The sequence below is a fragment of the Micromonospora sp. KLBMP9576 genome (assembly GCF_050941805.1).
In the GTDB taxonomy this organism is placed as follows: Bacteria; Actinomycetota; Actinomycetes; order Mycobacteriales; family Micromonosporaceae; genus Micromonospora.
In genome coordinates this window covers 5,387,161-5,409,983 of record NZ_CP194567.1, presented here as the reverse complement: position 1 = coordinate 5,409,983, position 22,823 = coordinate 5,387,161, and the positions used below count along the sequence as shown (strand labels likewise).

Genomic DNA, 22,823 nt, shown 5'->3' with positions numbered 1-22,823 from the left:
GTGCGGCGGGGCGGCGTGGTGCGGCGGGGCGGCGTAAGTGCGGCGGCGAGGTGCGGCGTGCGGCGGCGAGGTGCGGCGTGCGGCGGCGGGGGTGCGGCGGCGGGACCGGAGTCCGGCTTGCTGGTCCGAGGCGGGAAGTTTCCCTGTTCGGGGCGGCTTCCCGGCGGAATCGGGGGCCCACTGATCATCGTGCCGCCGGGTGCGCTACAGTTATCAAGTCGACGCGGGGTGGAGCAGCTCGGTAGCTCGCTGGGCTCATAACCCAGAGGTCGCAGGTTCAAATCCTGTCCCCGCTACCACGTCGAAAAGGCCCCGGAGTTTTCTCCGGGGCCTTTTCGCATGTCCGACGCCCGGCGTCGAGGTGCGCGCCAGCGAGCCGCTCGCCGGTGTGTTCCCACCGACCGACGTGCCGATGTTGCGGCTGTCGGCGAGGATGTGGGTATGTCTTTCTTTGGTAAGTGGTGGGGCCGGTCGGCCGCCGTGCTCGGTGCGGTCGTGCTGGCGGTGTTCGTGCCCGTCGCGGCCTGGGCGTCCACAGGCACGGGTGAACTTGTCGTGGAGGCCGCGCGGCGGCGACGCGGTGGTGGCTTCGGCTTCATCGGCCTGCTCTGCTGCCTGGTCGTGGTCGGCGGCGTCGTGTTGCTGTTGCTGCGCATGATGCGCAACCGCCGGGGCGGCCCGCCGCGCTGAGCAGCCGGGGCGGCCCGCCGCGCTGAGCAGCCGGGGCGGCCTGCCGCGCTGCGCAGCCGCCGCACGGCACCTGTGAGGCAGCGGCTGGCAGTCGTCGGGTCGCGAGCGTCAGGGTGCCGTCCGGCGGTCCTAGCCGGCCAGTGCGGCGTTCGCCCGGGCCACGAAACGGGTAGCGGCCGCCCGGGTGCCGGTCCTGCCGCCCCGGACGCTCTCGGCGGCCTCCATCAGCAGGGTCCGCACCCGGGGATGGCCCTGCGGCGGTGGGCCGGGTGCCGGTCCCAGCCGGTCGGCCAGCGCGACGCCGAGGGCCGCCGCGCGTTGCTGGGCCGGGTCGGTGATGCTGCCCTGGACGTAGCTGCGCACGGCCAGGCTGGGGTTGAGCCCGCGCTCGTGGCCGAGCAGCACCCCCGCCTCACCGTTGCCGGTCAGAAAGTTGATCACGTCTGCGACGAGGCCGGGGTGCCGGGTGCCGCGGAAGGCCGCCCAGTACATCGACGCCCGGTGCCACTGTGCCTGCGGGGGGCCCGGCACGGCGGCCAGGCCGAGTTCGGTGCCGGTGAGCCGCTGGAGTTCCGGTAGCTGGTGCGACCAGGCGAACGAGGCGGCCGTGGCGCCGGTCACCACGAGCTGCCGGGCCGGCTCGCCGCCGTCGGCCTGCTCGACGAGGGCGGCGCTGGGGGTGGCCCGGCCGGCCCGGGCCCGCCGCCACAGCTCGAACCACTCGACCAGCGCGTCGGCGTCGACGCCGAGCTGTCGCCCCCGGTAGAGCTCGCCGCCCTGGCCGCGTAGCCAGATCCAGAACGCCCGGTAGTCGCCGGACGGGTCCATCGTGCCGGCCACCCGGCCCTCGCCGGCGCGGGTGACCCGTCGCGCCCACGCGACGTACTCCGCCCAGGACATTCCCGTGCTCGGCTCGGGCAGCCGCAGTCGGCGCAGCAGCGTGCGGTCGTAGACCACGGCGGCGGCGGTCTGTGCCGCGGCGACGCCGACGGTGCGCCCGTCGACCTGCCCGTAGCGGACCAGGCCCGGGGGCAGGGTGCGCAGGTCGAGGCGGTGGTCGGCGACGTGGTCGTCGAGGTCCAGGATGATCTCGCGGCGGGCGTACTCGGTGAGCATGCCGTCGTCGAGCTGGATCAGGTCGGGCACGTTACCGCCCGTGGCCTGGGTGGCGAGCCGGTCGTAGTAGCCGGCGGCGCCCTGCCAGGTGACCCGGAAGCCGACGCGCGGGTTGCGGTCGGTGTAGAGGCGCAACGCCCGCTCGGTCAGCTCGGCCCGCCTCGCCCCGCCGTACCAGAACACCGACAGCTCGACCGGCCCCGTCTCCACCGGGGCCACCGGGTCCTCGCCGCACCCGGTGAGCCCGCCGGCGGCGAGCACCGGCGTACCCAGCAACGCGGCGAGCACCCGACGCCGGCCGGGGTCCGCCACGGGGCGGAGCGGCGCGGGTCGGGCAGCGGGCACGGAAACTCCTGGTGAACCGGTGGGGCGGGCGGCCGGACCATTCACGCAGGCGGCGCGGAGGGTGTCAACGTCCGTCCGGCCACACCCCCACGCCCCAGCCGTACGCATCGATGCGCCCGAGGACCGGCGCGGCCCGTACGGGGTCCGCATGGTGTACTAGGGCGCGTGGAACTTCTGCACTCGGGCAAGGTACGGGACGTCTACGCCGACGGCGAGGACCTGATCCTGGTCGCCTCCGACCGCATCTCGATCTACGACGTGGTGCTGCCGACGCCGGTCCCCGACAAGGGCAAGTTGCTCACCGCGCTCTCCCTGTGGTGGTTCGAGCAGCTCGCCGACCTGGTGCCCAACCACGTCATCTCCGCCACCGACGTGCCGGCGCGGTTCGCCGGCCGGGCGATCCGCTGCCGCCGGCTGGAGATGGTGCCCGTCGAGTGTGTCGCCCGGGGCTACCTGACCGGCGGCGGCCTGACGGAGTACCAGCGCACGGGCGCGGTCTCCGGCGTCGAGCTGCCGCGCGGCCTGGTCGAGGCAGCCATCCTGCCGGAGCCGATCTTCACCCCGTCGACCAAGGCGCCGGTGGGGGAGCACGACGAGCCGATCACCTTCGCCGACGTGGTGGACAAGGTCGGCGCCGAGACCGCCGAGCGGCTGCGCCGGATCACCATCGACGTCTACCGCCGGGGCGCCGAGCTGGCCGCCGACCGGGGCATCCTGGTCGCCGACACCAAGCTCGAGCTGGGCTGGGCGTCGGACGGCACCCTGATGGTCGGCGACGAGCTGCTGACGTCCGACTCGTCCCGGTTCTGGCCGGCGGAGTCGTACCAGCCGGGCCGGGCGCAGTTCTCCTACGACAAGCAGTACGTCCGGGACTGGGCCGTGCGCAGCGGCTGGGACAAGCAGGCCCCGGCGCCCGAGGTGCCGGCCGAGGTGGTCGAGGCGACCCGGGCCCGCTACGTCGACGTCTACGAGAAGCTCACCGGCAACCGCTGGGGCTGAGCCCGGTCGCCCGCGCCGGGGGCCGCGACGTCGGGCCCGGGGCCGAGCGGTCGCGGCCGACGCGGGCCGGGGCGTGGCGGTCAGTCCACCCAGTCGAGGGTGCGCTGGACGGCCTTGCGCCAGTTGCGCAGCTCCCGCTCCCGGTGCGCCGGCTCCATCGTCGGCTCCCACTGCGCGTCGGAGCGCCACTGGGCGCGCAGTGTCGCCAGGTCCGGCCAGAAGCCGACCGCCAGGCCGGCAGCGTAGGCCGCGCCGAGGCAGGTGGTCTCGGTGATCCGGGACCGGACCACCGGCACGTCGAGCACGTCGGCGAGGAACTGCATCAGCAGCCCGTTGGCCGTCATTCCGCCGTCGACCCGCAGCCGGCGCAGCGCCACGTCGGAGTCGGCGTTCATCGCGTCGACCACCTCACGGGTCTGCCAGGCGGACGCCTCCAGCGCCGCCCGGGCCAGGTGCCCCTTGGTGATGTAACCGGTCAGCCCGGCGATCACCCCGCGCGCGTCGCTGCGCCAGTGCGGGGCGAACAGCCCGGAGAAGGCCGGTACGACGTAGCAGCCGCCGTTGTCGTCGACGGTGCGGGCCAGCTCCTCCACCTCGGCGGCGCTGGAGATCAGCCCGAGGTTGTCGCGCAGCCACTGCACCAGCGAACCGGTGACCGCGATCGCCCCCTCCAGCGCGTACGCGGCGGGCTGGCCGTGGATGCGGTAGGCGACGGTGGTGAGCAGGCCGTGGGTGGAGGGGACGGGGCTGGCGCCGGTGTTGAGCAGCAGGAAGCTGCCGGTGCCGTAGGTGCACTTGGCCTCGCCCGGCTGGAAGCAGGTCTGCCCGAACAGGGCGGCCTGCTGGTCGCCGAGCGCGCTGGCCACCGGCACCCCGGCCAGGACCCCGGTGGCCTCGCCGTAGACCTCGGCGGAGCTGCGGATCTCCGGCAGCATCGCGGCCGGCACGCCCATCGCGTCGAGCAGCTCCGGGTCCCAGTCGAGGGTGGCCAGGTCCATCAGCAGGGTGCGGCTGGCGTTGGTGACGTCGGTGACGTGCCGGCCGGTCAGCTTCCAGATCAGCCAGCTGTCCATCGTGCCGAAGAGCACCTCGCCGGCCTCGGCGCGCCCGCGCAGACCGTCGACGTGCTCCAGCAGCCAGCGCAGCTTGGGCCCGGCGAAGTAGGTGGCCAGCGGCAACCCCGTGCGGGCGCGGAACCGCTCCTCGCCGTACGCCTGGTCCAGCTCGCGCAGCAGCGGCCCGGTGCGGGTGTCCTGCCAGACGATGGCGTTGGCCACGGGCCGGCCGGTGGCCCGGTCCCAGACGAGCGTGGTCTCCCGCTGGTTGGTGATGCCCACGGCGGCGAGGCCGGCGGCGTCGGTGCCGGCGGCGTGCAGCGCCTCCCGGACCACCCGCTGTACGTTGTCCCAGATCTCCTCGGCGTCGTGCTCCACCCAGCCCGGCCTGGGGAAGATCTGCCGGTGCTCCCGCTGGGCCACGGAGACGATCTCTCCGGCCCGGTCGAAGACGATGCACCGCGAGGAGGTGGTGCCCTGGTCGATGGCGGCGACGTACTGGGGGGTCACGGCAGCACCGTACCCGGACGGGGCACCGTGCGCCGGCCGGCGGCCCCGGCGCGGAGCGGGTCCCGGTCGCGTCCGTACGATGTGCGGACGTGCGTGACATCGCCGTTTTCAGTGGAACCGCCCACCCCGAACTCGCCGCCGAGATCTGTGCCCACCTCGATGTGCCGTTGCATCCGGTGCGGGTGTCCCGGTTCGCCAACGACTGCCTGGAAGTGCAGTTGCAGGCCAACTGCCGGGAGCGCGACGTCTTCCTGATCCAGCCGCTGGTGCCGCCCGTGCAGGAGAACCTGGTCGAGCTGCTGCTCATGATCGACGCGGCCCGGGGGGCCTCAGCCGGTCGGATCACCGTGGTGCTGCCGCACTACGCGTACGCCCGGTCGGACAAGAAGGACGCGCCCCGCATCTCGATCGGCGGGCGGCTCGTCGCCGACCTGCTCACCTCGGCGGGCGCGGACCGGGTGCTGGCGATGACCCTGCACTCGCCCCAGGTGCACGGCTTCTTCAGCGTGCCGGTCGACCACCTGCACGCGCTGCGCGAGCTGGCCGAGCACTTCTCCCGCCACGACCTGAGCAACACGGTGGTGGTCTCGCCGGACCTCGGCAACGCCAAGGAGGCGGCGGCGTTCGCCCGGCGCCTCGGCACCCCGGTGGCCGCGGGGGCGAAGCAGCGGTTCAGCGACGACCGGGTCAAGATCAGTGCGGTGATCGGGGACGTGGCCGACCGGGACGTGATCGTGCTGGACGACGAGATCGCCAAGGGCAGCACGGTGATCGAGCTGATGGAGCACCTGCGGGAGCGGCGGGTCCGTTCGATCCGGCTGGCCTGCACGCACGGCCTCTTCTCCGACGACGCGTTGCGGCGGTTGAGCGCGCAGGAGGGCGTGCTGGAGATCGTCTGCACCAACACGGTGCCGATTCCCGTCGACAAGCGGGTGCCGAAGCTGGCGGTCCTCTCGGTGGCGCCGGCCCTGGCCGAGGCGATGCGCCGGATCCACAACGGCGAATCGGTGAGCGCCCTCTTCGCCTGACCCCGGGCGGCCGGTCTCGCGCCGCCGGCCCGGCACCGGGTTCAGGCGCGGTGGTGGCGGACGCTGTGTCGCGGGGCCGTGGCGGCGGTGCCGATGCGGACCGTCGTGCCGTTCGCGCCGCTCTCGACGGCCATGCTGTCGCTCAGTTCGCGGGCCAGCCAGAGGCCCCACCCGCCGGCGGTGTCGGCGGCGGGGCGGCTGCGGTCGTCCAGCCGCTGCGAGCTGATGCCCCGCCCGTGGTCGGAGACCTCGCAGAAGACCTCGCCCGACTGCCGCCAGAGCCGCAGCCAGCCCCGGCCCCCGCCGTGCCGGACCGCATTGGTGATCAGCTCGTTGACCGCCAGCACGAAGTCGTCCAGCCGCTGCCCGCTCAGTCCCGCCGCGTGCGCGCAGGAGGTGACCGAGTGCCGAAGCTCGGTCACCTGGGCCTGGTCGAAGGCCTCGGCGATGAGGAGGGAAGGTTCGATGGGCACAACCGTACGCTGTGCACCGGCCCCCACATTCGTCATGGCCCTGCCCCGACGACGGATCGCTGGGGTTTAGCGGCTTTTCTGCCCTACGTCCGGTATTTCGGGCGTGCTGCCGGCCCGCCGGCCGCCTCGGCGACTGTGGCATGGTGGCGGGCGTGCCGACGCCGTCCGGTGGTTTCGAGGTCCCGCTCTGGCGGGCCATCGCGGTGTTCCGGGTCGCCTCCCTCGCGTACGTCTGCGGGCTGGCGCTGCGCGACGCCGACCGCTACGCCCACCCGATCGCGGCCGGCGGCCTCGTCCTGCTGATGGCGGCCTGGACCGGCGTGACGGCCGTCGGCTACGCCCACCCGGCCCGCCGGGGCTGGCCGCTGCTCCTGGCGGACCTGGGGGTCGTCCTCGCCATCCTGCTGGTCACCCCGTGGGTGATCGGACGGGCGGCGCTCGCCGCCGGCGTACCGACGCTGGCGGTGGCCTGGCTGGCCGGCCCGGTGCTGGCCTGGGCGGTCTCCGGCGGCCGGCGCCGGGGCGTCGTCGCGGCCCTCGCGCTCGGCGCGGCGGACCTCGTCACCCGGGAACGGATCGGCCCGTCCACGCTCACCGGGGTGACCCTGCTGCTGCTCGCCGGCGTGGTGGTCGGGCACGTCGCCCGGCTCGCCGTGACCGCCGAGGAGCGGCTGCACCGGGCGGTGGAGCTGGAGGCCGCCACCCGGGAGCGGGAGCGGCTGGCCCGCGACATCCACGACTCCGTGCTCCAGGTGCTCGCGCTGGTGCAGCGGCGCGGCGCCCACCTCGACGGCGAGGCCGGGGAACTGGCCCGGCTCGCCGGGGAACAGGAGGCCGCGCTGCGTGCCCTGATCGGCGGCGTCGCGCCGGTCGGTTCCGCCACCGGCGGGCCGGTGGACCTGCGTGGGCTGCTCGGCCGGTACGCCTCGCAGACGGTCTCGCTCTCCGCGCCGGCCACCCCGGTGCCGCTGCCCGCACGCGTCGCCCACGAACTGGCCGCCGCGACCGCCGCCGCCCTCGACAACGTGGCCCGGCACACCGACGGGCGGGCCTGGGTGCTCGTCGAGGACGAGGGGGCCACGGTGACCGTGTCGATCCGCGACGAGGGGCCGGGATTCGCGGCCGACCGGCTGGCGCGGGCCGCCGCCGAGGGGCGGATCGGGGTCGCCCGGTCGATCCGGGGCCGCCTCGACGACGTCGGCGGCACCGTGCGGATCACCTCCGCGCCGGGCGCCGGCACCGAGCTGGAACTGACCGTCCCGAGGGAGGGGCCATGACCGTGCGGGTGATGGTGGTCGACGACCACCCGATGTGGCGGGAGGGGGTGGCCCGGGACCTCGCCGAGGCCGGCCACGTCGTCGTCGCCACCAGCGGCGAGGGCCGGCAGGCCGTCCGCGTCGCCGCCGCCGCCCGGCCCGATGTGGTGGTCCTCGACCTGCAACTGCCGGACGTCTCCGGGGTGGAGGTCATCCGCGGCCTACGCGCCGTGCTGCCGCAGGTGCGGGTGCTGATGCTCTCGGCCAGCGGCGAGCAGCAGAGCGTGCTGGACGCGATCAAGGCCGGCGCCACCGGCTACCTGCTGAAGTCGGCCGCCCCGGCGGAGTTCCTGGCGGCGGTGCGCCGCACGGCGGGGGGGGAGCCCGTCTTCACGCCCGGCCTGGCCGGGCTGGTCCTCGGCGAGTACCGCCGGCTCGCGGCCGACCCCGCCGGCCCCGCCCCGGCGACCCGGGGCATCGGCCCCGCGCCCCGGCTCACCGACCGGGAGACCGAGGTGCTGCGCCTCGTGGCCAAGGGAATGTCCTACAAGCAGATCGCCGAGCGGCTCGGGCTGGCGCACCGCACGGTGCAGAACCACGTGCAGAACACGCTCGGCAAGCTCCAACTGCACAACCGCGTCGAGCTGACCCGGTACGCGATCGAGCGGGGCCTGGACGACTGAGGGGCCGCCGGAGCACCCGGAGGGTTCCCCGACAGCCCCGCGGGCCGCCTCAGACGGAGTGCGGCGGGCGCGTCTCGTGGATCGCCAGTTCCTCGGCGCTCGCGCCGCCCCCGGCCGAACCGGCGTCGTACGCCACCGAGTCGGTCTCCTGGTCGGTGTGTGCCCCCTCGTCCGGTTCGACGAGGCGGCCGACCTGGCCGTCGGCGACACTGCCGAGCTTGCCGTGGTCGTAGACGGAGACCGGCGAGTCCGGGTCGGAGGTGGGGCCCGGGTCGAGCACGTCCGCGTCGAGCTGGGCCTGCGCCGCGGCCTCCGCGCTGTCGGCCTCGGCGGCGATGCCCGGGTCGACAGGGGCGGCCAGCGGGTCGTCGGCCGCGCGCTCGTACTGCTCGCGGTCGAGCTTGTAGTCCAGCGACTCGCCGTCGAGCTGCTCCTCGGCCGTGGTCCCGAACCGGTCCACGGCCACCGGCGTCCGGTCACCCGGCAACTGGGCCGGCTCCGGGCCGTCCGCCTCGCGCCCGGTCAGGACGTCGTCGTTGGCGGTCGAGTCGTCGTCGGCGGTGTCGGGCAGGCCCTCCGCCTCGGGATCGGAAACGGGGGTCGGGTACTCGTCGTCGCGCATGACAGATCACTACCCACTGCCCTCCCGGCATAACCGGTACCGGCCGTGGCCATCCGGGCGGAAAGGGGCACGTCGGGGGCACGGGGCGCCGGATCGGCCGCGGTGGCTCAGCCCCGGTGGGCGGCGGCCTCGTCGTCGGCGTGCAGCACGCACCAGACGACCTTGCCGTCCGGCACCCGGCTGCTGCCCCAGCTCCGGGCGACGGTGTCGATCAGCAGCAGGCCCCGGCCGCCCGCCGTGTCGACCGGGGCCGCCCCGGTGAACGCCGGCTGCCCGGGTGAGTGGTCGCGTACCGCCAGGTGCAGAGCGCTGCCCTGGGCGGCCAGGCGCAACGTCATCGCGGTGCGCGCGTGGGCGACCACGTTGTTGACCATCTCGGTGACCGCGATGCAGGCCGGCTCGACCAACTCGGGCAGGCCCCAGCGGTCGCATCCCCGCGCCACGAGCTGCCGGGCCTGCCGGGCGGCCCCCACGACGGGCGGGAGGTCGGCGTCGAGCACGGTGGACGGCGGCGCGGCGGCCAGCCCGGCCTCGGCGGCGGTCAGGGTCGGCCAGGCCGGCACCCCCTCGACGGCGCCGGCCGGGTCGCAGAGCAGCAGGTCGGCGGCGGGCCAGTCGTGCACCTCCCGGCGCACCTCGGCGAAGACGTCCCCGGCGACCGGATCGGCCACCCGTAGGCCGGTGAGGTCGACCAGCAGCGGGCCGGGCCGCTCACAGAGCAGGGCGAGCAGGCCGTCGCGGACCACGTCGACGGCGGCCCGGTCGAGCACCCCGGTCAACCGGACCACCCCGGAGGCCTCGTCCGTCTCCACCCGGCAGCGCACGTCGGTCGGCATGATCGCCTCATTGTGCATCGCCGGCCCGGATCGCGCATCCGACCGCCTGGTCCCCGGCATCAGCGGTCCGTCCGCGCTCGACGGCTCATCGCGGCCACCGTCCCGACCGCCGTCCCCGCCGCCGCCAGCCCGAAGGCGGCGCTCATCCGCACGAGCTGCCGGCGCCGGCCCTGCCAACCGCCGTCGGCCCGCGCCGCCGCGTCGGCGGCGAAGACGTTGCCGGGGCCGTCGGGGTGCGGGGCGGGCCCGAACTGGGCCCGGTGCGCGTACCAGCCGAGGACCCGCTCGGCGAGCGCCGGGGCGAGCCGCCACTGCAGGCCGATCAGCCGGGCGGCCCCACCGGCGTACGCCTCACGCCGGGGGCGGCGCAGCAGCCGCACGATCGTCTCGGCCACCACCTCCGGCGGGTAGACCGGGGGCAGCGGGAGCAGTTCCCGGCCGCTGTGGTTGGCGGCGTGCCGGTAGAACGGGGTGTCGATGGTCGCCGGCAGCACCGTGCAGATCGAGACGTGGCGCCGGTCGGTGAGCCGCATCTCCTGCCGCACCGTGTCGGCGAGCCCACGCACGCCATGCTTCGTGACGTTGTACGCCGACTGGTAGGGCATCGCCACCTCCGCCAGCACCGAGGCGTTGTTGACCAGCACTCCGCCGCCCGCCGCGCTCAACCGGGGCAGGGCGGCCCGCATGCCGTACGCGGCGCCGAGCAGGTTGACCTCCAGCACCCGGCGGAACTCCGCCATCGGGATCTCGTCGAAGAGCCCGACGACGGCGACCGCGGCGTTGTTGACCCAGCCGTCGATCCGGCCGAACTCGTCGACCGCGCGGGCGGCCAGCCGCTCGACGGCCGCCGGGTCGGTGACGTCGGTCGGCGCCACCAGCGCGCGTCCGCCCAGCTCCCGGCACCGCACGGCGACCTCTTCCAACGCCACCTCGCTCCGGGCGGCCAGCACGACTGCGGTGCCGCGCCGGGCGAGGGCGTACGCGGTGGCCGTGCCGATGCCGCTGGAGGCGCCGGTCAGTACCACGGTGGCGTCGGCGAGGCTGCGCGTCAGAGGCATTCTTCGGCGGTACCCCCGGGGCCAGGGGTCATGCGGCAGAATCCGGTCGAATCCCCGGGCGCCCGCCCCGGGGGGCGAAGGTTGTCCTCGCGCAAGCATCCGCCGGGCTCTTCCCGATCTGCCAGGTTTCGGCTCCCCGAGGTTCGGTTAATGGGACCCTCTGACCGAGGACCACCGTCTAGGAAGATCGCGTGGAGGTGACCCATGCGCGTCGGCCTCGTCTGCGCGCACGCCGGCCCACCCGGTGCCGACGGCCCGACCGTCGGCACCCACCAGCACATCGCCCGGGTCGCCGCCGAACTCGCCGTACGGGGCCACGACGTCCGGCTGTACGAACGCCGCGAGGACCCGGGCCTGCCGGAGACGGCGACGGTCGACGGCTACCGGGTGGAACGGGTGCCGGTGGGCCCGCCCCGCCCGCTGCCCACCGCCGAGCTGGTGCCGCACGTGCCCGCGTTCGGCGCCTGGCTGGCCGACCGGTGGGCGGGCGACTGGCACCCCGAGGTGGTGCACGGGCACTACTGGGTCGGCGGGCTGGCCGCCGCGCACGCGGTCCGCGAGACCGACATCCCGGTGGTGCAGACCTTCCACTCCCTCGGCGTCGAGCAGCTACGCCACCTCGGCCGGCAGTACGACGGGCCGGGCGAGCGGATCCCGCTGGAGCGGGCGCTGACCCGCGCGGTGGACATCGCGGTCGCCCAGTGCAACGACGAGGTCGACGAGCTGACCCGGATGGGGCTGCGCCGCGCCGCCGTGGCGATGGTGCCGGCCGGCGTCGACACCACCTGGTTCCAACCCGACGGCGAGGCGGCCCCCCGCGACCGGCGGGCCCGGATCCTCTCCGTCGGCGGGCTCTCGCCCGGGCACGGGCAGGAGGACCTGATCCGCGCCATGCGGCTGGTCGGCGACGCCGAACTGGTGATCGCCGGCGGCCCGCCCGCCGGGCAGCTCGCCCACCACGCCGAGGCCCGGCGGCTGCGCGAGCTGGCCGAGCGCAGCGGGGTGGCCGAACAGGTGAAGCTGGTGGGCGCGGTGCCGCACGACCAGATGGCCACCTGGTACCGCTCGGCGGACGTGGTCGCCTGCACCCCGCACTACTCCTCGGCCGGCCGGGTGTCGCTGGAGGCGATGGCCTGCGGGGTGCCGGTGGTCGGCTACGCCATGGGCGGGATCGCCGACGCGGTGGTCGACGAGGTCACCGGCCGGCTGGTGCCGCCCGGCGACGTGCGCGCGCTGGGCGTGACGCTGCGCCGGCTGCTCGCCGACAACGCCGGGCGGTTCGCGTACGGGCACGCCGCCGTGGACCGGGTGCGGAGCAGCTACACCTGGGACCGCACGGCCGGCGCGCTGGAGCGCCTCTACGAGCGGGTGGTGAGCCGGCGCAAGCCGGTCGAGGCGGCCTGAGGGGCTCCGGGTGACCGCCGGCCGGTGGGCCGGCTACAGCGGACGACCGGCCGCCCCGACGCCCAGCATGTCCCGCTCGCGTTGCCGGGCGACCGCGTGGTGGTGCTGGGGTTCGGCGTACCGGGTGAGCCCGATGACCGCGGCGAGGGTGACCAGGAACCCGACTGCGGCCAGCCACTCCCGCCCGGGCCAGATCTTGTCGTTGAGCAGCAGCAGGCCGACGATCGCGGCGGGCACCGCCCCGGCGGCGTCCATCGCCGCCACGGCGGCCGTGGTCGAGCCGCGCTGCATGGCCAGGCCGAGCAGCAACTGACCGACGACCGAGTGGGCGATCAGCAGGTAGAGCAGCGGATCCTGGAGGAACGCCGCCGGCGTCGCGGCGGAGGCGAGCGGCCGGGCCGCCACCGCGGCGGCGGAGAACGCCAGGCCGGCGAGCGCGCCGAGCGCCACGGAGCCGGGCGCCCCGTGCAGGCGCACCGCGAAGAAGCCGACCACGGCGATCACCCCGAGCGCGATCGCCAGCACGATCATGCCGGCCGTGCCGAGCGGCTTGGCCGGCGCGGGCTCGGCCGAGAGCACCAACGCGGTGATCCCGGCGAAGAGCAGCACCAGCAGGGCCACCTCGGCGGCCGGCAGCCGCCACTTCAGCACCAGCACGCCGAGCAGGGCGGTGACCCCGAGCCCGGCGGCGACGCTGGACTGCACCAGGAAGAGCGGCAGGTCCCGGCGGGCCAGCAGGGCCAGCACGAACCCGGCCACCTGGCAGCCCAGCCCGACGAGGTAGGTGCGGTGGCTGACCAGTCGCAGCAGCAGCGCCGGGTCGAAGGTGTGGTGCACGGTGGTGCGGGCGGCGGCGACCGACTGGAGCAGGTTGGCGACGCCGTACGCGACGATCATCGCCGCGAGGAAACACCAACCGGAGGAGACCACGTGGCGAGGATAGAGGCTGCCGGAGGTCAGTGCTCGGTTGGCCGACCCAGCCGGGAGAGGATGTCGGCGTGCAGCGCGCCGTTGCTGGCCACGGCGCTGCCCCCCGTGCCGGCGTCGTCGCCGGGGGCCGCCCGGCCGGCCAGGTCCGTGAACGTCCCGCCCGCCTCGGTGACGATCGGCACCAGCGCGGCGACGTCCCACAGCGACAGTTCCGGCTCCACCATCACGTCCAGCGCGCCCTCGGCCAGCAGCATGTAGCCGTAGAAGTCGCCGTACGCCCGGCTGCGCCAGGTGTCCCGCATGAGCTGGAGCATCGCGTCGAGCCGGCCGGCGGACTCCCAGCCGGCCAGGGACGAGTAGCAGAAGCTCGCGTCCGCGAGGTCCCGGACCGCCGAGACCCGGATCGGGGCACCGCTTGCGGCGTCCCGGCCCGCGTACGCGCCCTCGCCGAGCGCGCCCCACCAGCGGCGCCCGAGCGCGGGCGCGGAGACCAGCCCGACGACCGGGCGGCCGGACTCCAGCAGCGCGATCAGGGTCGCCCAGACCGGCACGCCACGGATGAAGTTCTTCGTGCCGTCGATCGGGTCGACCACCCAGCGCCGCCCGCCGGGGCCGCCGGCGGGCTCCTCGCCGTACTCCTCGCCGAGCAGGCCGTCGGCCGGCCGGTGCGCGGCCAGCAGCCGGCGGATCTCGCGCTCCACCGCCGTGTCGGCGTCCGAGACCGGCGTCAGGTCGGGCTTCGCCTCGACCCGCAGGTCGAGCGCGCGGAACCGGGCCGTGGAGACCGCGTCGGCGGCGTCCGCGAGCAGGTGGGCGAGGGCGATGTCGTCGGCGTACCCGGGCATGCCCCAGACGGTAGCGACGCCGGGCTCAGGACCCGGCGAGCGGGTCGCCCGGATTCCGCTGGTCGGGCTCGCCGCGCGCGTCACCCTCGCCGGACCGGGAGGCCAGCAACCGGCGGTACGAGGCCAGCCGGCGCCCGTCGGCCTTGCCGGCGGCCACCCACGCGTCCAGCCCGCAGTCGGTCGCGTCGGGCGTGTGCGGGCAGTTGGCGGGGCAGTCGGCCGTCCCCTCGACCAGGTCGGGGAAGCCGTGCAGCAGGCTGTCGGCGGAGACGTGGGCCAGCCCGAAGCTGCGCACACCGGGGGTGTCGACGATCCAGCCCGCGGCGGCGGACGCGCCCCGCCGGTGTTGCCGGGCGTCGTCGTCGTGCCCCGGCAGCCGGGGCAGCCGCAGCGCCACCGCGCTCGTGGAGGTGTGCCGGCCCCGGCCGATCGCGCTGACCGTGCCGACCGCCCGGGCGGCGTCGGGCACGAGGCGGTTGACCAGCGTCGACTTGCCCACCCCGGAGTGCCCCACCATCACCGACACCCGCCCGGCGAGCAGGGCGCGCAGGGCGTCGAGGTCGGCCTCCGGGCGGATCAGCACGTAGGGGAGTTCGAGTTCGGCGTAGTAGCCGAGCACCGTCTCGGGGCCGGCCAGGTCGGCCTTCGTGAGGCAGAGCAGCGGCTCGATGCCGGCGTCGTACGCGGCCACCAGGCAGCGGTCGATGAACCCGGTGCGCGGGGGCGGGTCGGCGAGCGCGCTGACGATGACCAGCTGGTCGGCGTTGGCGACGACGACCCGCTCCAACCGCCCCTCGGCGGTGGTCTCGTCGTCGTCGGCGGTGCGCCGCAGCACCGACGTCCGTTCGGTGATCCGGACGATCCGGGCCAGCGCCCCGGCCGCGCCGGAGGTGTCCCCGACCAGGTCGACCCGGTCGCCGACCACCACCGACTTGCGGCCCAGCTCCCGGGCCCGCATCGCGGTGACCAGGGGCGTGTCGGGCCCGACGTCGAGCAGCACGCACGTGTAGCGGCCCCGGTCGACGGCGATCACGAAGCCGGGCACCGCGTCGGAGTGCAGGGGCCGGGTGCGGGTACGCGGGCGCGACGACCTGCCGGGCCGGACCCGGACGTCGTCCTCGTCGTACTCCCGTTGTCTGGTCGTCAGGACCCGTCCCCCGTCGTGTCAGCTCTTGCCGGTCACCATCGCCGACCATAGTGCCGGAAACTCCGGCATGGTCTTCGAGGTGCAGGACACGTCGCTCACCTCGACGCCCGGCACGGCCAGGCCGGCCACCGCGGCGGCGTGCGCCATCCGGTGGTCGTGGTAGGTCTCGAACACCCCGCCGTGCAACGGCCGGGGCCGGATCTCCAGCCCGTCGGGAGACTCGGTGATGTCGGCGCCGAGCGCGGTGAACTCCCGCGCCAGCGCGGTCAGCCGGTCGGTCTCGTGGCCCCGGATGTGACCGATCCCGGTGAACTGCGACGGCGAGTCGGCGAGCATGGCCAGCGCGGTCAGCGCCGGGGTCAGCTCGCTGACGTCGGAGAGGTCGGCGGTGAGGCCGTGCACCGCGCCGGTGCCCCGGACCGTCAGCCCGCCGGTGGAGAGGGTCACCTCGCCGCCCATCCGTTGCAGCAGCGAGCGGAGCCGCTCGACGGGCTGGGCGCTGCTGCGCGGCCAGCCCCGCAGGGTCACCACCCCGCCCGTGACCATGGCGGCGGCGAAGAACGGCACGGCGCCCGACAGGTCGGGCTCGATCTCCCAGCCGCGCCCGGTCAGCGGGCCGGGCTCGACCACCCACACGTCGGGGGTGCCGTCGTCGACCGCCGCGCCGGCGGCCCGGAGCATCTGCACGGTCATCCGCAGGTGCGGCGCGGAGGGCACCGGCGGACCCACGTGCCGGACCACCACGCCCCGGTCGAAGCGCGCGGCGGCGAGCAGCAGCCCGGAGACCAGCTGGCTGGAGGCGGAGGCGTCGATCACCACCTCGCCGCCGGCCATCCGCCCGGTGCCGAGCACGGTCAGCGGCAGGCTGCCGGTGGCGGGGGCGTCCACGCGGGCGCCGAGGGAGCGCAGCGCCCCGATCAGCGGGCCGAGGGGCCGGGCGCGCGCCTGCGGGTCGCCGTCGAAGGTGATCCGCCCGTCGGCGAGCCCGGCGACCGGTGGGACGAAACGCATGACGGTGCCGGCCAGGCCGACGTCGACGTGCGCGGGGCCGGCCAGGGGGTGGGGGCGGACCAGCCAGCGGTCGTCGTCGCTGATCGACACGTGCGCGCCCAACGCGCGCAGCCCGGCGGCCATCAGCTCGGTGTCGCGTGCGCGCAGCGGCCCGGCCAGGGTCGACGGGCCGCTGGCCAGCGCGCTCAGCACCAGGGCGCGCGCGGTCATCGACTTGGACCCGGGCAGGCGCAGCGTCGCCGCGACCGGGTCGGAGGCGGTCGGAGCGGTCCACGGCTGCGGCGGCCGGGTCGCGATCAGGTTCCCCACGGTTACATTCTGCCGCCTCGGGGGGCGGGCGAGGCCGGGTGCCACGCGTCCTCCCGGTCAGCGGGACAGCCGGGCGGCGCGCGGCGGGTTAGCGTGTGCGACATGTGCGGGAGGTACGCGACGACCCGGAGCGCGGGCGACCTGAGCGCGCTGTTCGAGTCCCACGACGAGACCGGCGGCGGGGTCGACGCCGACCACAACGTCGCGCCCACCGACCGGGTGCCGCTGGTGCGCCTCGCCCCGGCGGGTCACCGCGCGCTGACGCTGGGCCGCTGGGGGCTGCTCCCGTCCTGGTCCCGGTCGCCCGCCGGCGCCGCCCGCATGATCAACGCGCGTGTCGAGACGGTCGCCACCAGCCGGGCGTACGCGGGGGCCTTCGCCCGCCGCCGCTGCCTGGTCCCCGCCGACGGCTGGTACGAGTGGGTCCGCTCGGCGGACGGGCGCAAGCAGCCCTACTACCTGACCCCGTCGGACGGCTCGGTGCTCGCCCTCGCCGGCATCTGGTCGGTCTGGGAGGGCTCCGGCGAGCCGTTGCTCACCTTCAGCGTGCTCACCACCTCGGCGCTGGGCGAGCTGGCCGAGGTGCACGACCGGATGCCGCTGCTGCTGCCCCGGGACCGCTGGGGGCCGTGGTTGGCGTCGACCGACGAGCCGGAGCGCCTGCTCGCCCCGCCCGCGCCCGGCCTGCTCGCGGGCCTGGAGATCCGCCCGGTGGGCGCGGCGGTGGGCAACGTACGCAACAACGGGCCGCAGTTGACCGCGCGCGTGCCGCTCACCGGCGCCGACGCGGCGAAGGAGACGACGCTTTTCTGACAACCTGACACATAGTCGGGAGTGATTTGCCAGAGTTATGGGTGAAACGTCGCATCGTCGATCACTCATATTTGCCGCGAAGCCTTGTCCCGGCGTGCTCAAGTGCGATAGAACACAGCGCCGGTAGTGGGCGCGACTCGCACGGGGCGGACGACGTTCACCGATCTTGCCGGTCCCACGGGGGAGGTGGGTGGATGACACGGGCACGTATGCCTCGATCGCACGAGGTGGCCGCCGCACGACGGGATCCGCGACTGTTGCGGGCGCTGCGGGAGCGGCAGGAGGACGAGGCCTGGCGCACCAGGGGGACCTGCCGCAACGTCGATCCGGAGACGTTCTTTCCGGCGCCGAACGAGCCGGCCGACGCGGCCGTCGCGCTCTGCCGCAGTTGTGACGTGCAGGGTTCCTGCCTTGCCTGGGCGCTGGACGTGGGCGACTGCCACGGCGTCTGGGGCGGCACGACCCCGCGGGAGAGGCGGGCGATGCTGGTCGCCTGGCGCGACGAGGTGCAACCGGATCCGGAGGCCACCGGCGGGGCCGGTCCGCCGGTGCGGGACCGGCTGCTCACCCTCGTGCCGTTGAGCTGACCTCGGCCAGACCGGTCACAGCCGGCCCGCCGACGCGGCGGGCCGGCTGTCCGCCGTGCCCGGGGACCCGCAGGATGGCCGGTGCCGCCCAGCGGGCTCCGGCCCCGGAGAATGGGCCGATGACGCCCGCCGCGCCCCGGACCCCGCAGGACGGGCCGATGCCGCCCGACGACGAACTGCCCACGCCGCGCGGCCCCGCCCGGGTCGACACCGACCTGCCGGTGGGGCCGCCGAGCGCCCTGCTGGTGCTCGGGCACGGCGCGGGCGGTGACGTGGACGCCCCCGACCTGCGCGCGCTGCGGGACGCGGCGGTGGGCGACGGGCTGGTGGTGGCCCGGGTGACCCAGCCCTACCGGGTCGCCGGCCGGCGCGCGCCGGCCCCGGCGGGGCACCTCGACGAGGCGTGGACCGCCGTGCTCGCGGTGCTGCGGCGGCGCCATCGCGGCGTACCCCTGCTGGTGGGCGGGCGGTCCAGCGGCGCGCGGGTGGCGTGCCGCACCGCGGTGGCGGTGGGCGCCGCCGGGGTCGTGGCGCTCGCGTTTCCGCTGCACCCGCCCGGCCGCCCGGAGCGGTCGCGGGCCGCGGAACTGGCGACCGGCCTGCCGACCCTCGTGGTCAACGGCGACCGGGACCCGTTCGGGGTGCCACCGTCGGGGCCGGGCCGGCGCGTGGTGACCCGCCCGGGGGAGCGGCACGACCTGCGGGGCGACCCGGCCGGCACGGCCACGGTGGTGCGCGACTGGCTGCGCGGGCAGGGCTGGGCGCGAGGCTGAGCGCCGTCGCCGTCGCCGCCGGCCGTGTCCGGTGGCCGCGGCGGGTCGTTGCATCGAGTGGCGCCGGACACCCGTTCGGGTGGACGGCACCGGTCCTCCCAGGCCCTTCCTGGTCCCGACGCCGGCCACCGGCCCGCCGGGACCAGGAACGGGGGGAGGCCAGCGGAATGTCCCGCCCGGTCGAGGGCGTTGCACCCCCCGGAGGACATTTCTGGCGAGGGGGGAGACCGGTGCCGACCGAAACGCGGGTCCGGGAACGGGACGAGCGGGGAGCACGGCAGGTGCGGCGGCTGCTGGGCGGCCAGGGGTGGCCCGCGGCGGTGCCGCCGGTCGGCCCGCGAACGGTGAGCACGAGCACACCCGCCGGAAGTGAATTCGCTGGCACGTCCGTACGCGTATCCTCGGCGGGAAAGCATCCGACGCGAGGGGATGTGCGGTTGACCACCGAGAAGACGGACGAGCGCAGGGCCCGCTTCGAGCGCGACGCGATGCCCTTCGTCGATCAGCTCTACGCTGCCGGGCTGCGGATGACCCGCAACCCGGCGGATGCCGAGGACCTGGTCCAGGAGACCTACCTGAAGGCGTACGCCGCCTTCCACCAGTTCGAGCAGGGCACGAACCTGAAGGCCTGGCTCTACCGGATCCTGACCAACACCTACATCAACACCTACCGCAAGCGGCAGCGCCAGCCCATCCAGGCGCCGACTGAGGAGATCACCGACTGGCAGCTCGCGGCGGCCGAGTCGCACACCTCCAGCGGGCTGCGTTCGGCCGAGACCGAGGCGTTGGACCGGCTGCCGGACAGCGACGTCAAGCAGGCCCTGCAGCAGTTGCCGGAGGACTTCCGGCTGGCCGTCTACCTCACCGATGTCGAGGGCTTCTCCTACAAGGAGGTCGCCGACATCATGGGCACGCCGATCGGCACGGTCATGTCGCGCCTGCACCGGGGCCGTCGTAATCTGCGCAAGCTGCTCGAGCAGTACGCCGCCGAGCGGGGCTTCAGCGCCGCGGCGTCCAAGAAGGGCTCGACCGCTGCTGCCAGCCGGGAGGTCTGACATGAGCTGTGGGGATCCGCACGAGACCGACTGCCGAGAGGTCATCGCGGAGGTCTACCTCTACCTGGATCTCGAGTGCGGCACGGAGCGGCGCACGCTGATCCGGCAGCACCTCGACGAGTGCGGGCCGTGCCTGCGCGAGTACGGCATCGAGCAGGAGGTCCGGGCGCTGGTCGCCCGCTGCTGCGGCAACGAGACCGCGCCCGACGAGCTGCGGGAGCGGCTGCGGCTGCGCCTCACCGAGCTGGTCGTCTTCGAGAGCACCGAGTCGAAGGAACTGGCCGACTGAGGCCGGTGCGCCCCTCGCGCGGCCGGCAGATCGCACAACGGTGGCCGGCAGATCGCACAACGGTGGCCCGGGTCGGGACGACCCGGGCCACCGGCGTTTGCGCTGACCGCTCGACGCCGGGCCGTGGGGCCCGGCGCACCGGTCAGGAGTTGGGGCGCTTGCCGTGGTTCGCAGCGCTCTTCTTCCGGGCCTTCTTCTTCCGGGCCTTCTTCGCCATGTGACCTCCTCCGTGATGGTCGGATCCGCCTGCGCACGAACTCGGCGCGGTGCCCGCACCGGTCCGCCCGGCGCCAGGATCCGACCCGCTGATGGTAGTGCGGCCGGCACCAGGCGCCCTCCGCCGGGGCGACCGCCCGTACGCCGCGCGGCGTGACCCGCCGTCGGGCGACCCCCGCATGATTGGATACGTCGGCAGTCAGTCGCGAGAGGGAGGGCCCTGAAGATGGCCGAGGAGATCCGCGCCGAGATGGTGGCGAACGTCTGGAAGGTCGTCGCGTCGACCGGGGACACCGTGTCCGAGGGGGACACGCTGGTCATCCTGGAGTCGATGAAGATGGAGATCCCGGTCGTCGCCGAGTCCGACGGTGTCGTCACGCAGCTCGCGGTCAACGAGGGTGACGTCGTGCAGGACGGGGACCTCATCGCGGTGATCGGTTGAGCGGCCTCACGGTCCGCCGGGCCGGGCCGGGCGACTTCGCGGCGGTGGCCCGGCTGACGGTCGCCGCGTACGAGGCGGACGGCCAGCTCAAGGGCGAGCACGGCTACGCCGCCGTGCTCGCCGACGTGGCGTCCCGGGCGGCCGACGGGGAGGTGCTCGTGGCCGCCGACGACGCCACCGGCGAGCTGCTCGGCTCGGTGACCTTCGTCCTGCCGGGCACCCGCTACGCCGAGCTGTGCCGGCCGGGCGAGGCGGAGTTCCGCATGCTGGCGGTGGACCCGGCCGCGCAGGGGCGGGGCGTCGGCGCGGCGCTGGTCGAGGGCTGCGTGTCGCGGGCGGTCGAGCTGGGCCGCAGCGCCGTGCTCATCTGCGTACGCCGGGGCTTCGCGGCCGCCGCCCAGCGGCTCTACCAGCGTCGCGGGTTCGTGCGGGTGCCCGAGCGGGACTGGACGCCCCTGCCCGGGGTGGAGCTGCTCGGTCTCCGGCTGGAGCTCACCGGCGGGTGAGGCGCCGCCAGAGCCGGCGCAGGCGGGAACGGGGCCGCGGGATCGGCCGGGTGCCCGCCAACGAGCGGGCCAGGGCCGCCGTCTCCGGGTCCAGGGCCGGGCTGGCCAGGGCCAGGTGTGCCAGGGACGGCGCGATCGGCACCACCCGGGTCCGGGCGACCGCCGCCACGTCGGCCAGCCGCTCGGTGACCACCCGGGCCACGTCGGGGCGTACCGCCGGGTCGACCCAGGCGGCGGTGACCAGCGCGAACAGGGCGGCCTCGGTGACCCAGTCCTCGACCCCCCAGACCAGGTCCAGCAACACCCGGCGCCGGGTCGACTCCGGCCACGGCTCGTCGGTGCGGTGGTGCAGCAGGCCGAGACAGGCCCACACCTGGACGCTGCGTACCCAGAGCGAGGGATCCTGCGCGAGCACCCGGCCCAGCGCGGTGGGCGGTAGCTGCGGGGGGTGCGCCAGCGCGCCGAGCAGGTCGGTCAGTTCCAGGGTGGCCAGGCCCACCGCCGCGTCGTACGCCGCCGGCGGGTGCGGCCACGCGGGGTGGGCGAGCTGCCGCAGCCGCGCCACCGCCTCCGGCGAGGGTTCCGGCACGGCGGGCGCGACCGTCGTGTCGTCGTGGTGCCAGAGCGGCGAGGCGACCGCCCGCCGGGGTTCGCGCGGGTCCGGGTCGGGCACGCCGGCCACCTCGATCCGCAGCCCGGGTGCGGCCGTCGCGGCGGTGCGCGTCGCGCTGGGTGGCGCGGGCGCCTCCAGCCGTACGGCGCCGAGGCCGACGTGCTCGTCGGTGACGGCCTGACGTAGCGCTTCCACGACCGGTCCCGTGGCCGGGGTGACCTGACCGAGCCAGGGCCGGCCCCGGCAGCTCTCGGCCAGGTCGCCGTGCTCGTGGGTGTCGTCGGGGTGGTCGCGGACGAAGTCGGCGAGCGCGACCAGGTGCGACACGTCGCCGTCGCGCTGGTGGCGCAGCCGGTACGCGGTGTGCACGGCGCAGTCGAAGGAGGGGTCGCGGGCCAGGGCCCGGTCCGTCCAGTCGAGGGCCTCGTCGAGCCGCCCGTTGTCGGCGAGGGTTCCGGCGATGTCGGCGTAGACGGTGAGGTCGTCGGGGTCGTGTGCCACGGCTCGGCCGAGGGCCGCCAGCGCCTCGCGGGTGCGGCCGGCGCTGCGGTACGCGTACCCGAGCCACACCTCGCCGATCTTCGACGGCGCCGCGCGTACGCCCCGGGCGGCCCAGCGGATCGCCAGCTCGACCTCGCCGAGTCGCCTGGCCAGCGCGGACGCCGCGCCCAGCAGCAGCCCGTGCCCAGGGTGGGCGGTGACCGCGTTGCCGGCCAGCGCCAGGTAGGGAGCCAGTGCCGCCCGGCCGGCCCGGGGCACCGGGTCGGGCACGGCGGCGCAGACCTGCATCAGGATCCGTGCGGCGCGCTCCGGGTCGAGGCGTCCGGGGAGCTCCGGGGTGGTCACCCACGGCACCCCGGCCCAGTCCGTGCCCGGCGCGTGGGCGGTCGCCGCGACCAGCAGGTCCAGCCCCTCCTCGGGGCGGCCGGCGGCGGCGAGCAGGTGGGCGCGGGCGACCACGGCGCCGACGAAGGCGTGCCCCCGCAGCGGGAAGAGGTCGAGGCCGCCGCCGCTGGCGGCGGCGAGCCGGGTGAGCAGTTCGTGCGCCTCGGGCAGGGTCGGCGCCTGGGCCAGCGCGGCGGCGACGTGCCGGGCCGCGTGCGGCAGGTCGCCGCCGTCGAGGGCGAGGCGGGCCAGGGTGAGTTCCTCGGCCGCGGGCAGCGGCCGGTCGTTCTCGGGCACGTGGTCCTCTCGCTCGTCGGTGCTGCGGTG

24 protein-coding genes, 1 tRNA gene and 1 pseudogene are annotated in these 22,823 nt (G+C 75.4%); 14 read left to right on the top strand and 12 right to left on the bottom strand.

Annotated features, from left to right (window positions below; translation table 11 throughout):
• Positions 1–222 precede the first annotated feature (222 nt).
• A tRNA-Met gene (locus ACQ452_RS23890) sits at positions 223–299 on the top strand.
• 142 nt (positions 300–441) lie between these two features.
• Positions 442–690, top strand: a complete 249-nt coding sequence (locus ACQ452_RS23885; RefSeq protein ID WP_433387478.1) for a hypothetical protein — start codon at positions 442–444, stop codon at positions 688–690.
• A 129-nt stretch (positions 691–819) separates the two neighbouring features.
• On the opposite strand, the gene ACQ452_RS23880 is transcribed toward ACQ452_RS23885, so the two are convergent.
• Positions 820–2,151, bottom strand: coding sequence for an ABC transporter substrate-binding protein (locus tag ACQ452_RS23880; protein WP_433387477.1), 1,332 nt, complete (start codon positions 2,149–2,151; stop codon positions 820–822).
• A 165-nt stretch (positions 2,152–2,316) separates the two neighbouring features.
• On the opposite strand from ACQ452_RS23880, the gene ACQ452_RS23875 reads away from it, so the two are divergent.
• Positions 2,317–3,150 carry a phosphoribosylaminoimidazolesuccinocarboxamide synthase gene (locus ACQ452_RS23875; protein WP_433387475.1) on the top strand — a complete coding sequence of 278 codons (834 nt, stop codon included), beginning with the start codon at positions 2,317–2,319 and terminating at the stop codon, positions 3,148–3,150.
• A gap of 80 nt (positions 3,151–3,230) precedes the next feature.
• On the opposite strand, the gene glpK is transcribed toward ACQ452_RS23875, so the two are convergent.
• A complete protein-coding gene (gene glpK, locus ACQ452_RS23870) occupies positions 3,231–4,715 on the bottom strand; it encodes a glycerol kinase GlpK (protein ID WP_433387473.1) in 1,485 nt (494 codons plus the stop codon).
• Between the two features lie 89 nt (positions 4,716–4,804).
• Here glpK and ACQ452_RS23865 point away from each other — a divergent pair, with 89 nt between their 5' ends.
• Positions 4,805–5,743, top strand: a complete 939-nt coding sequence (locus tag ACQ452_RS23865) for a ribose-phosphate diphosphokinase (RefSeq protein ID WP_433387471.1) — start codon at positions 4,805–4,807, stop codon at positions 5,741–5,743.
• Between the two features lie 41 nt (positions 5,744–5,784).
• Here ACQ452_RS23865 and ACQ452_RS23860 read toward each other — a convergent pair whose 3' ends face one another.
• On the bottom strand, positions 5,785–6,252 hold the full coding sequence (locus ACQ452_RS23860) for an ATP-binding protein (RefSeq protein WP_433387469.1): 468 nt from the start codon (positions 6,250–6,252) through the stop codon (positions 5,785–5,787).
• 116 nt (positions 6,253–6,368) lie between these two features.
• On the opposite strand from ACQ452_RS23860, the gene macS reads away from it, so the two are divergent.
• Together macS and ACQ452_RS23850 are read left to right on the top strand one after the other, a co-directional pair.
• Positions 6,369–7,493 carry a MacS family sensor histidine kinase gene (gene macS / locus ACQ452_RS23855; RefSeq protein ID WP_433387468.1) on the top strand — a complete coding sequence of 375 codons (1,125 nt, stop codon included), beginning with the start codon at positions 6,369–6,371 and terminating at the stop codon, positions 7,491–7,493.
• The gene (locus tag ACQ452_RS23850) at positions 7,490–8,155 is read left to right on the top strand and encodes a response regulator (RefSeq protein ID WP_433387466.1); all 666 of its coding nucleotides are present in this window, start codon (positions 7,490–7,492) and stop codon (positions 8,153–8,155) included. Before macS ends, ACQ452_RS23850 begins: the two co-directional genes overlap by 4 nt.
• Positions 8,156–8,204: 49 nt before the next feature.
• Here the strand turns inward: ACQ452_RS23850 and ACQ452_RS23845 are convergent, their stop codons facing one another.
• The 3 genes from ACQ452_RS23845 to ACQ452_RS23835 all read right to left on the bottom strand — a co-directional run bounded on the left by ACQ452_RS23845 (position 8,205) and on the right by ACQ452_RS23835 (position 10,671).
• Positions 8,205–8,777: a DUF5709 domain-containing protein gene (locus ACQ452_RS23845; protein WP_433387465.1), complete on the bottom strand. Its 573-nt coding sequence runs from the start codon at positions 8,775–8,777 to the stop codon at positions 8,205–8,207.
• A 107-nt stretch (positions 8,778–8,884) separates the two neighbouring features.
• Positions 8,885–9,613 carry an ATP-binding protein gene (locus ACQ452_RS23840; RefSeq protein ID WP_433387464.1) on the bottom strand — a complete coding sequence of 243 codons (729 nt, stop codon included), beginning with the start codon at positions 9,611–9,613 and terminating at the stop codon, positions 8,885–8,887.
• A gap of 59 nt (positions 9,614–9,672) precedes the next feature.
• Positions 9,673–10,671, bottom strand: coding sequence for an SDR family oxidoreductase (locus ACQ452_RS23835; protein ID WP_433387462.1), 999 nt, complete (start codon positions 10,669–10,671; stop codon positions 9,673–9,675).
• Positions 10,672–10,875: 204 nt separating this feature from the next.
• On the opposite strand from ACQ452_RS23835, the gene ACQ452_RS23830 reads away from it, so the two are divergent.
• The gene (locus ACQ452_RS23830) at positions 10,876–12,075 is read left to right on the top strand and encodes a glycosyltransferase (RefSeq protein WP_433387461.1); all 1,200 of its coding nucleotides are present in this window, start codon (positions 10,876–10,878) and stop codon (positions 12,073–12,075) included.
• Here ACQ452_RS23830 and ACQ452_RS23825 read toward each other — a convergent pair.
• The 4 genes and pseudogenes from ACQ452_RS23825 to aroA all read right to left on the bottom strand — a co-directional run bounded on the left by ACQ452_RS23825 (position 12,030) and on the right by aroA (position 16,317).
• A pseudogene (locus ACQ452_RS23825) lies at positions 12,030–12,972 on the bottom strand (hypothetical protein). The gene ACQ452_RS23830 and the pseudogene ACQ452_RS23825 sit on opposite strands and share 46 nt — an antisense overlap.
• A gap of 59 nt (positions 12,973–13,031) precedes the next feature.
• Positions 13,032–13,850 carry a histidinol-phosphatase gene (gene hisN / locus ACQ452_RS23820; protein WP_433387460.1) on the bottom strand — a complete coding sequence of 273 codons (819 nt, stop codon included), beginning with the start codon at positions 13,848–13,850 and terminating at the stop codon, positions 13,032–13,034.
• Positions 13,851–13,875: 25 nt separating this feature from the next.
• Positions 13,876–14,997: a ribosome small subunit-dependent GTPase A gene (gene rsgA, locus ACQ452_RS23815; RefSeq protein WP_433394381.1), complete on the bottom strand. Its 1,122-nt coding sequence runs from the start codon at positions 14,995–14,997 to the stop codon at positions 13,876–13,878.
• 18 nt (positions 14,998–15,015) lie between these two features.
• Positions 15,016–16,317 (bottom strand): 3-phosphoshikimate 1-carboxyvinyltransferase, encoded by a 1,302-nt coding sequence (gene aroA / locus ACQ452_RS23810; protein WP_433387459.1) that lies wholly within the window; start codon positions 16,315–16,317, stop codon positions 15,016–15,018.
• Positions 16,318–16,419: 102 nt separating this feature from the next.
• Here aroA and ACQ452_RS23805 point away from each other — a divergent pair, with 102 nt between their 5' ends.
• From ACQ452_RS23805 to rsrA, 5 genes are all read left to right on the top strand, one after another.
• The gene (locus tag ACQ452_RS23805) at positions 16,420–17,130 is read left to right on the top strand and encodes an SOS response-associated peptidase (protein WP_433387457.1); all 711 of its coding nucleotides are present in this window, start codon (positions 16,420–16,422) and stop codon (positions 17,128–17,130) included.
• Between the two features lie 194 nt (positions 17,131–17,324).
• Complete coding sequence (locus ACQ452_RS23800; RefSeq protein ID WP_433387456.1) at positions 17,325–17,717, top strand: WhiB family transcriptional regulator; 393 nt, start codon at positions 17,325–17,327, stop codon at positions 17,715–17,717.
• A 158-nt stretch (positions 17,718–17,875) separates the two neighbouring features.
• Positions 17,876–18,490 carry an alpha/beta hydrolase family protein gene (locus ACQ452_RS23795; protein WP_433394379.1) on the top strand — a complete coding sequence of 205 codons (615 nt, stop codon included), beginning with the start codon at positions 17,876–17,878 and terminating at the stop codon, positions 18,488–18,490.
• A gap of 230 nt (positions 18,491–18,720) precedes the next feature.
• Positions 18,721–19,545 carry a sigma-70 family RNA polymerase sigma factor gene (locus ACQ452_RS23790; protein WP_433387455.1) on the top strand — a complete coding sequence of 275 codons (825 nt, stop codon included), beginning with the start codon at positions 18,721–18,723 and terminating at the stop codon, positions 19,543–19,545.
• A 1-nt stretch (position 19,546) separates the two neighbouring features.
• On the top strand, positions 19,547–19,834 hold the full coding sequence (gene rsrA, locus ACQ452_RS23785) for a mycothiol system anti-sigma-R factor (protein WP_433387453.1): 288 nt from the start codon (positions 19,547–19,549) through the stop codon (positions 19,832–19,834).
• A 142-nt stretch (positions 19,835–19,976) separates the two neighbouring features.
• Here rsrA and ACQ452_RS23780 read toward each other — a convergent pair whose 3' ends face one another.
• The gene (locus ACQ452_RS23780; protein WP_370461611.1) at positions 19,977–20,051 is read right to left on the bottom strand and encodes a 50S ribosomal protein bL37; all 75 of its coding nucleotides are present in this window, start codon (positions 20,049–20,051) and stop codon (positions 19,977–19,979) included.
• Between the two features lie 219 nt (positions 20,052–20,270).
• Between ACQ452_RS23780 and ACQ452_RS23775 the strand changes: the two genes are divergently transcribed.
• Together ACQ452_RS23775 and ACQ452_RS23770 are read left to right on the top strand one after the other, a co-directional pair.
• Positions 20,271–20,492 carry a biotin/lipoyl-binding carrier protein gene (locus tag ACQ452_RS23775; RefSeq protein WP_433394377.1) on the top strand — a complete coding sequence of 74 codons (222 nt, stop codon included), beginning with the start codon at positions 20,271–20,273 and terminating at the stop codon, positions 20,490–20,492.
• The gene (locus ACQ452_RS23770; RefSeq protein WP_433387451.1) at positions 20,489–20,998 is read left to right on the top strand and encodes a GNAT family N-acetyltransferase; all 510 of its coding nucleotides are present in this window, start codon (positions 20,489–20,491) and stop codon (positions 20,996–20,998) included. Before ACQ452_RS23775 ends, ACQ452_RS23770 begins: the two co-directional genes overlap by 4 nt.
• Here the strand turns inward: ACQ452_RS23770 and ACQ452_RS23765 are convergent.
• Positions 20,985–22,793 carry a tetratricopeptide repeat protein gene (locus ACQ452_RS23765; protein ID WP_433387449.1) on the bottom strand — a complete coding sequence of 603 codons (1,809 nt, stop codon included), beginning with the start codon at positions 22,791–22,793 and terminating at the stop codon, positions 20,985–20,987. The two genes, ACQ452_RS23770 and ACQ452_RS23765, sit on opposite strands and share 14 nt — an antisense overlap.
• Positions 22,794–22,823: the final 30 nt, after the last annotated feature.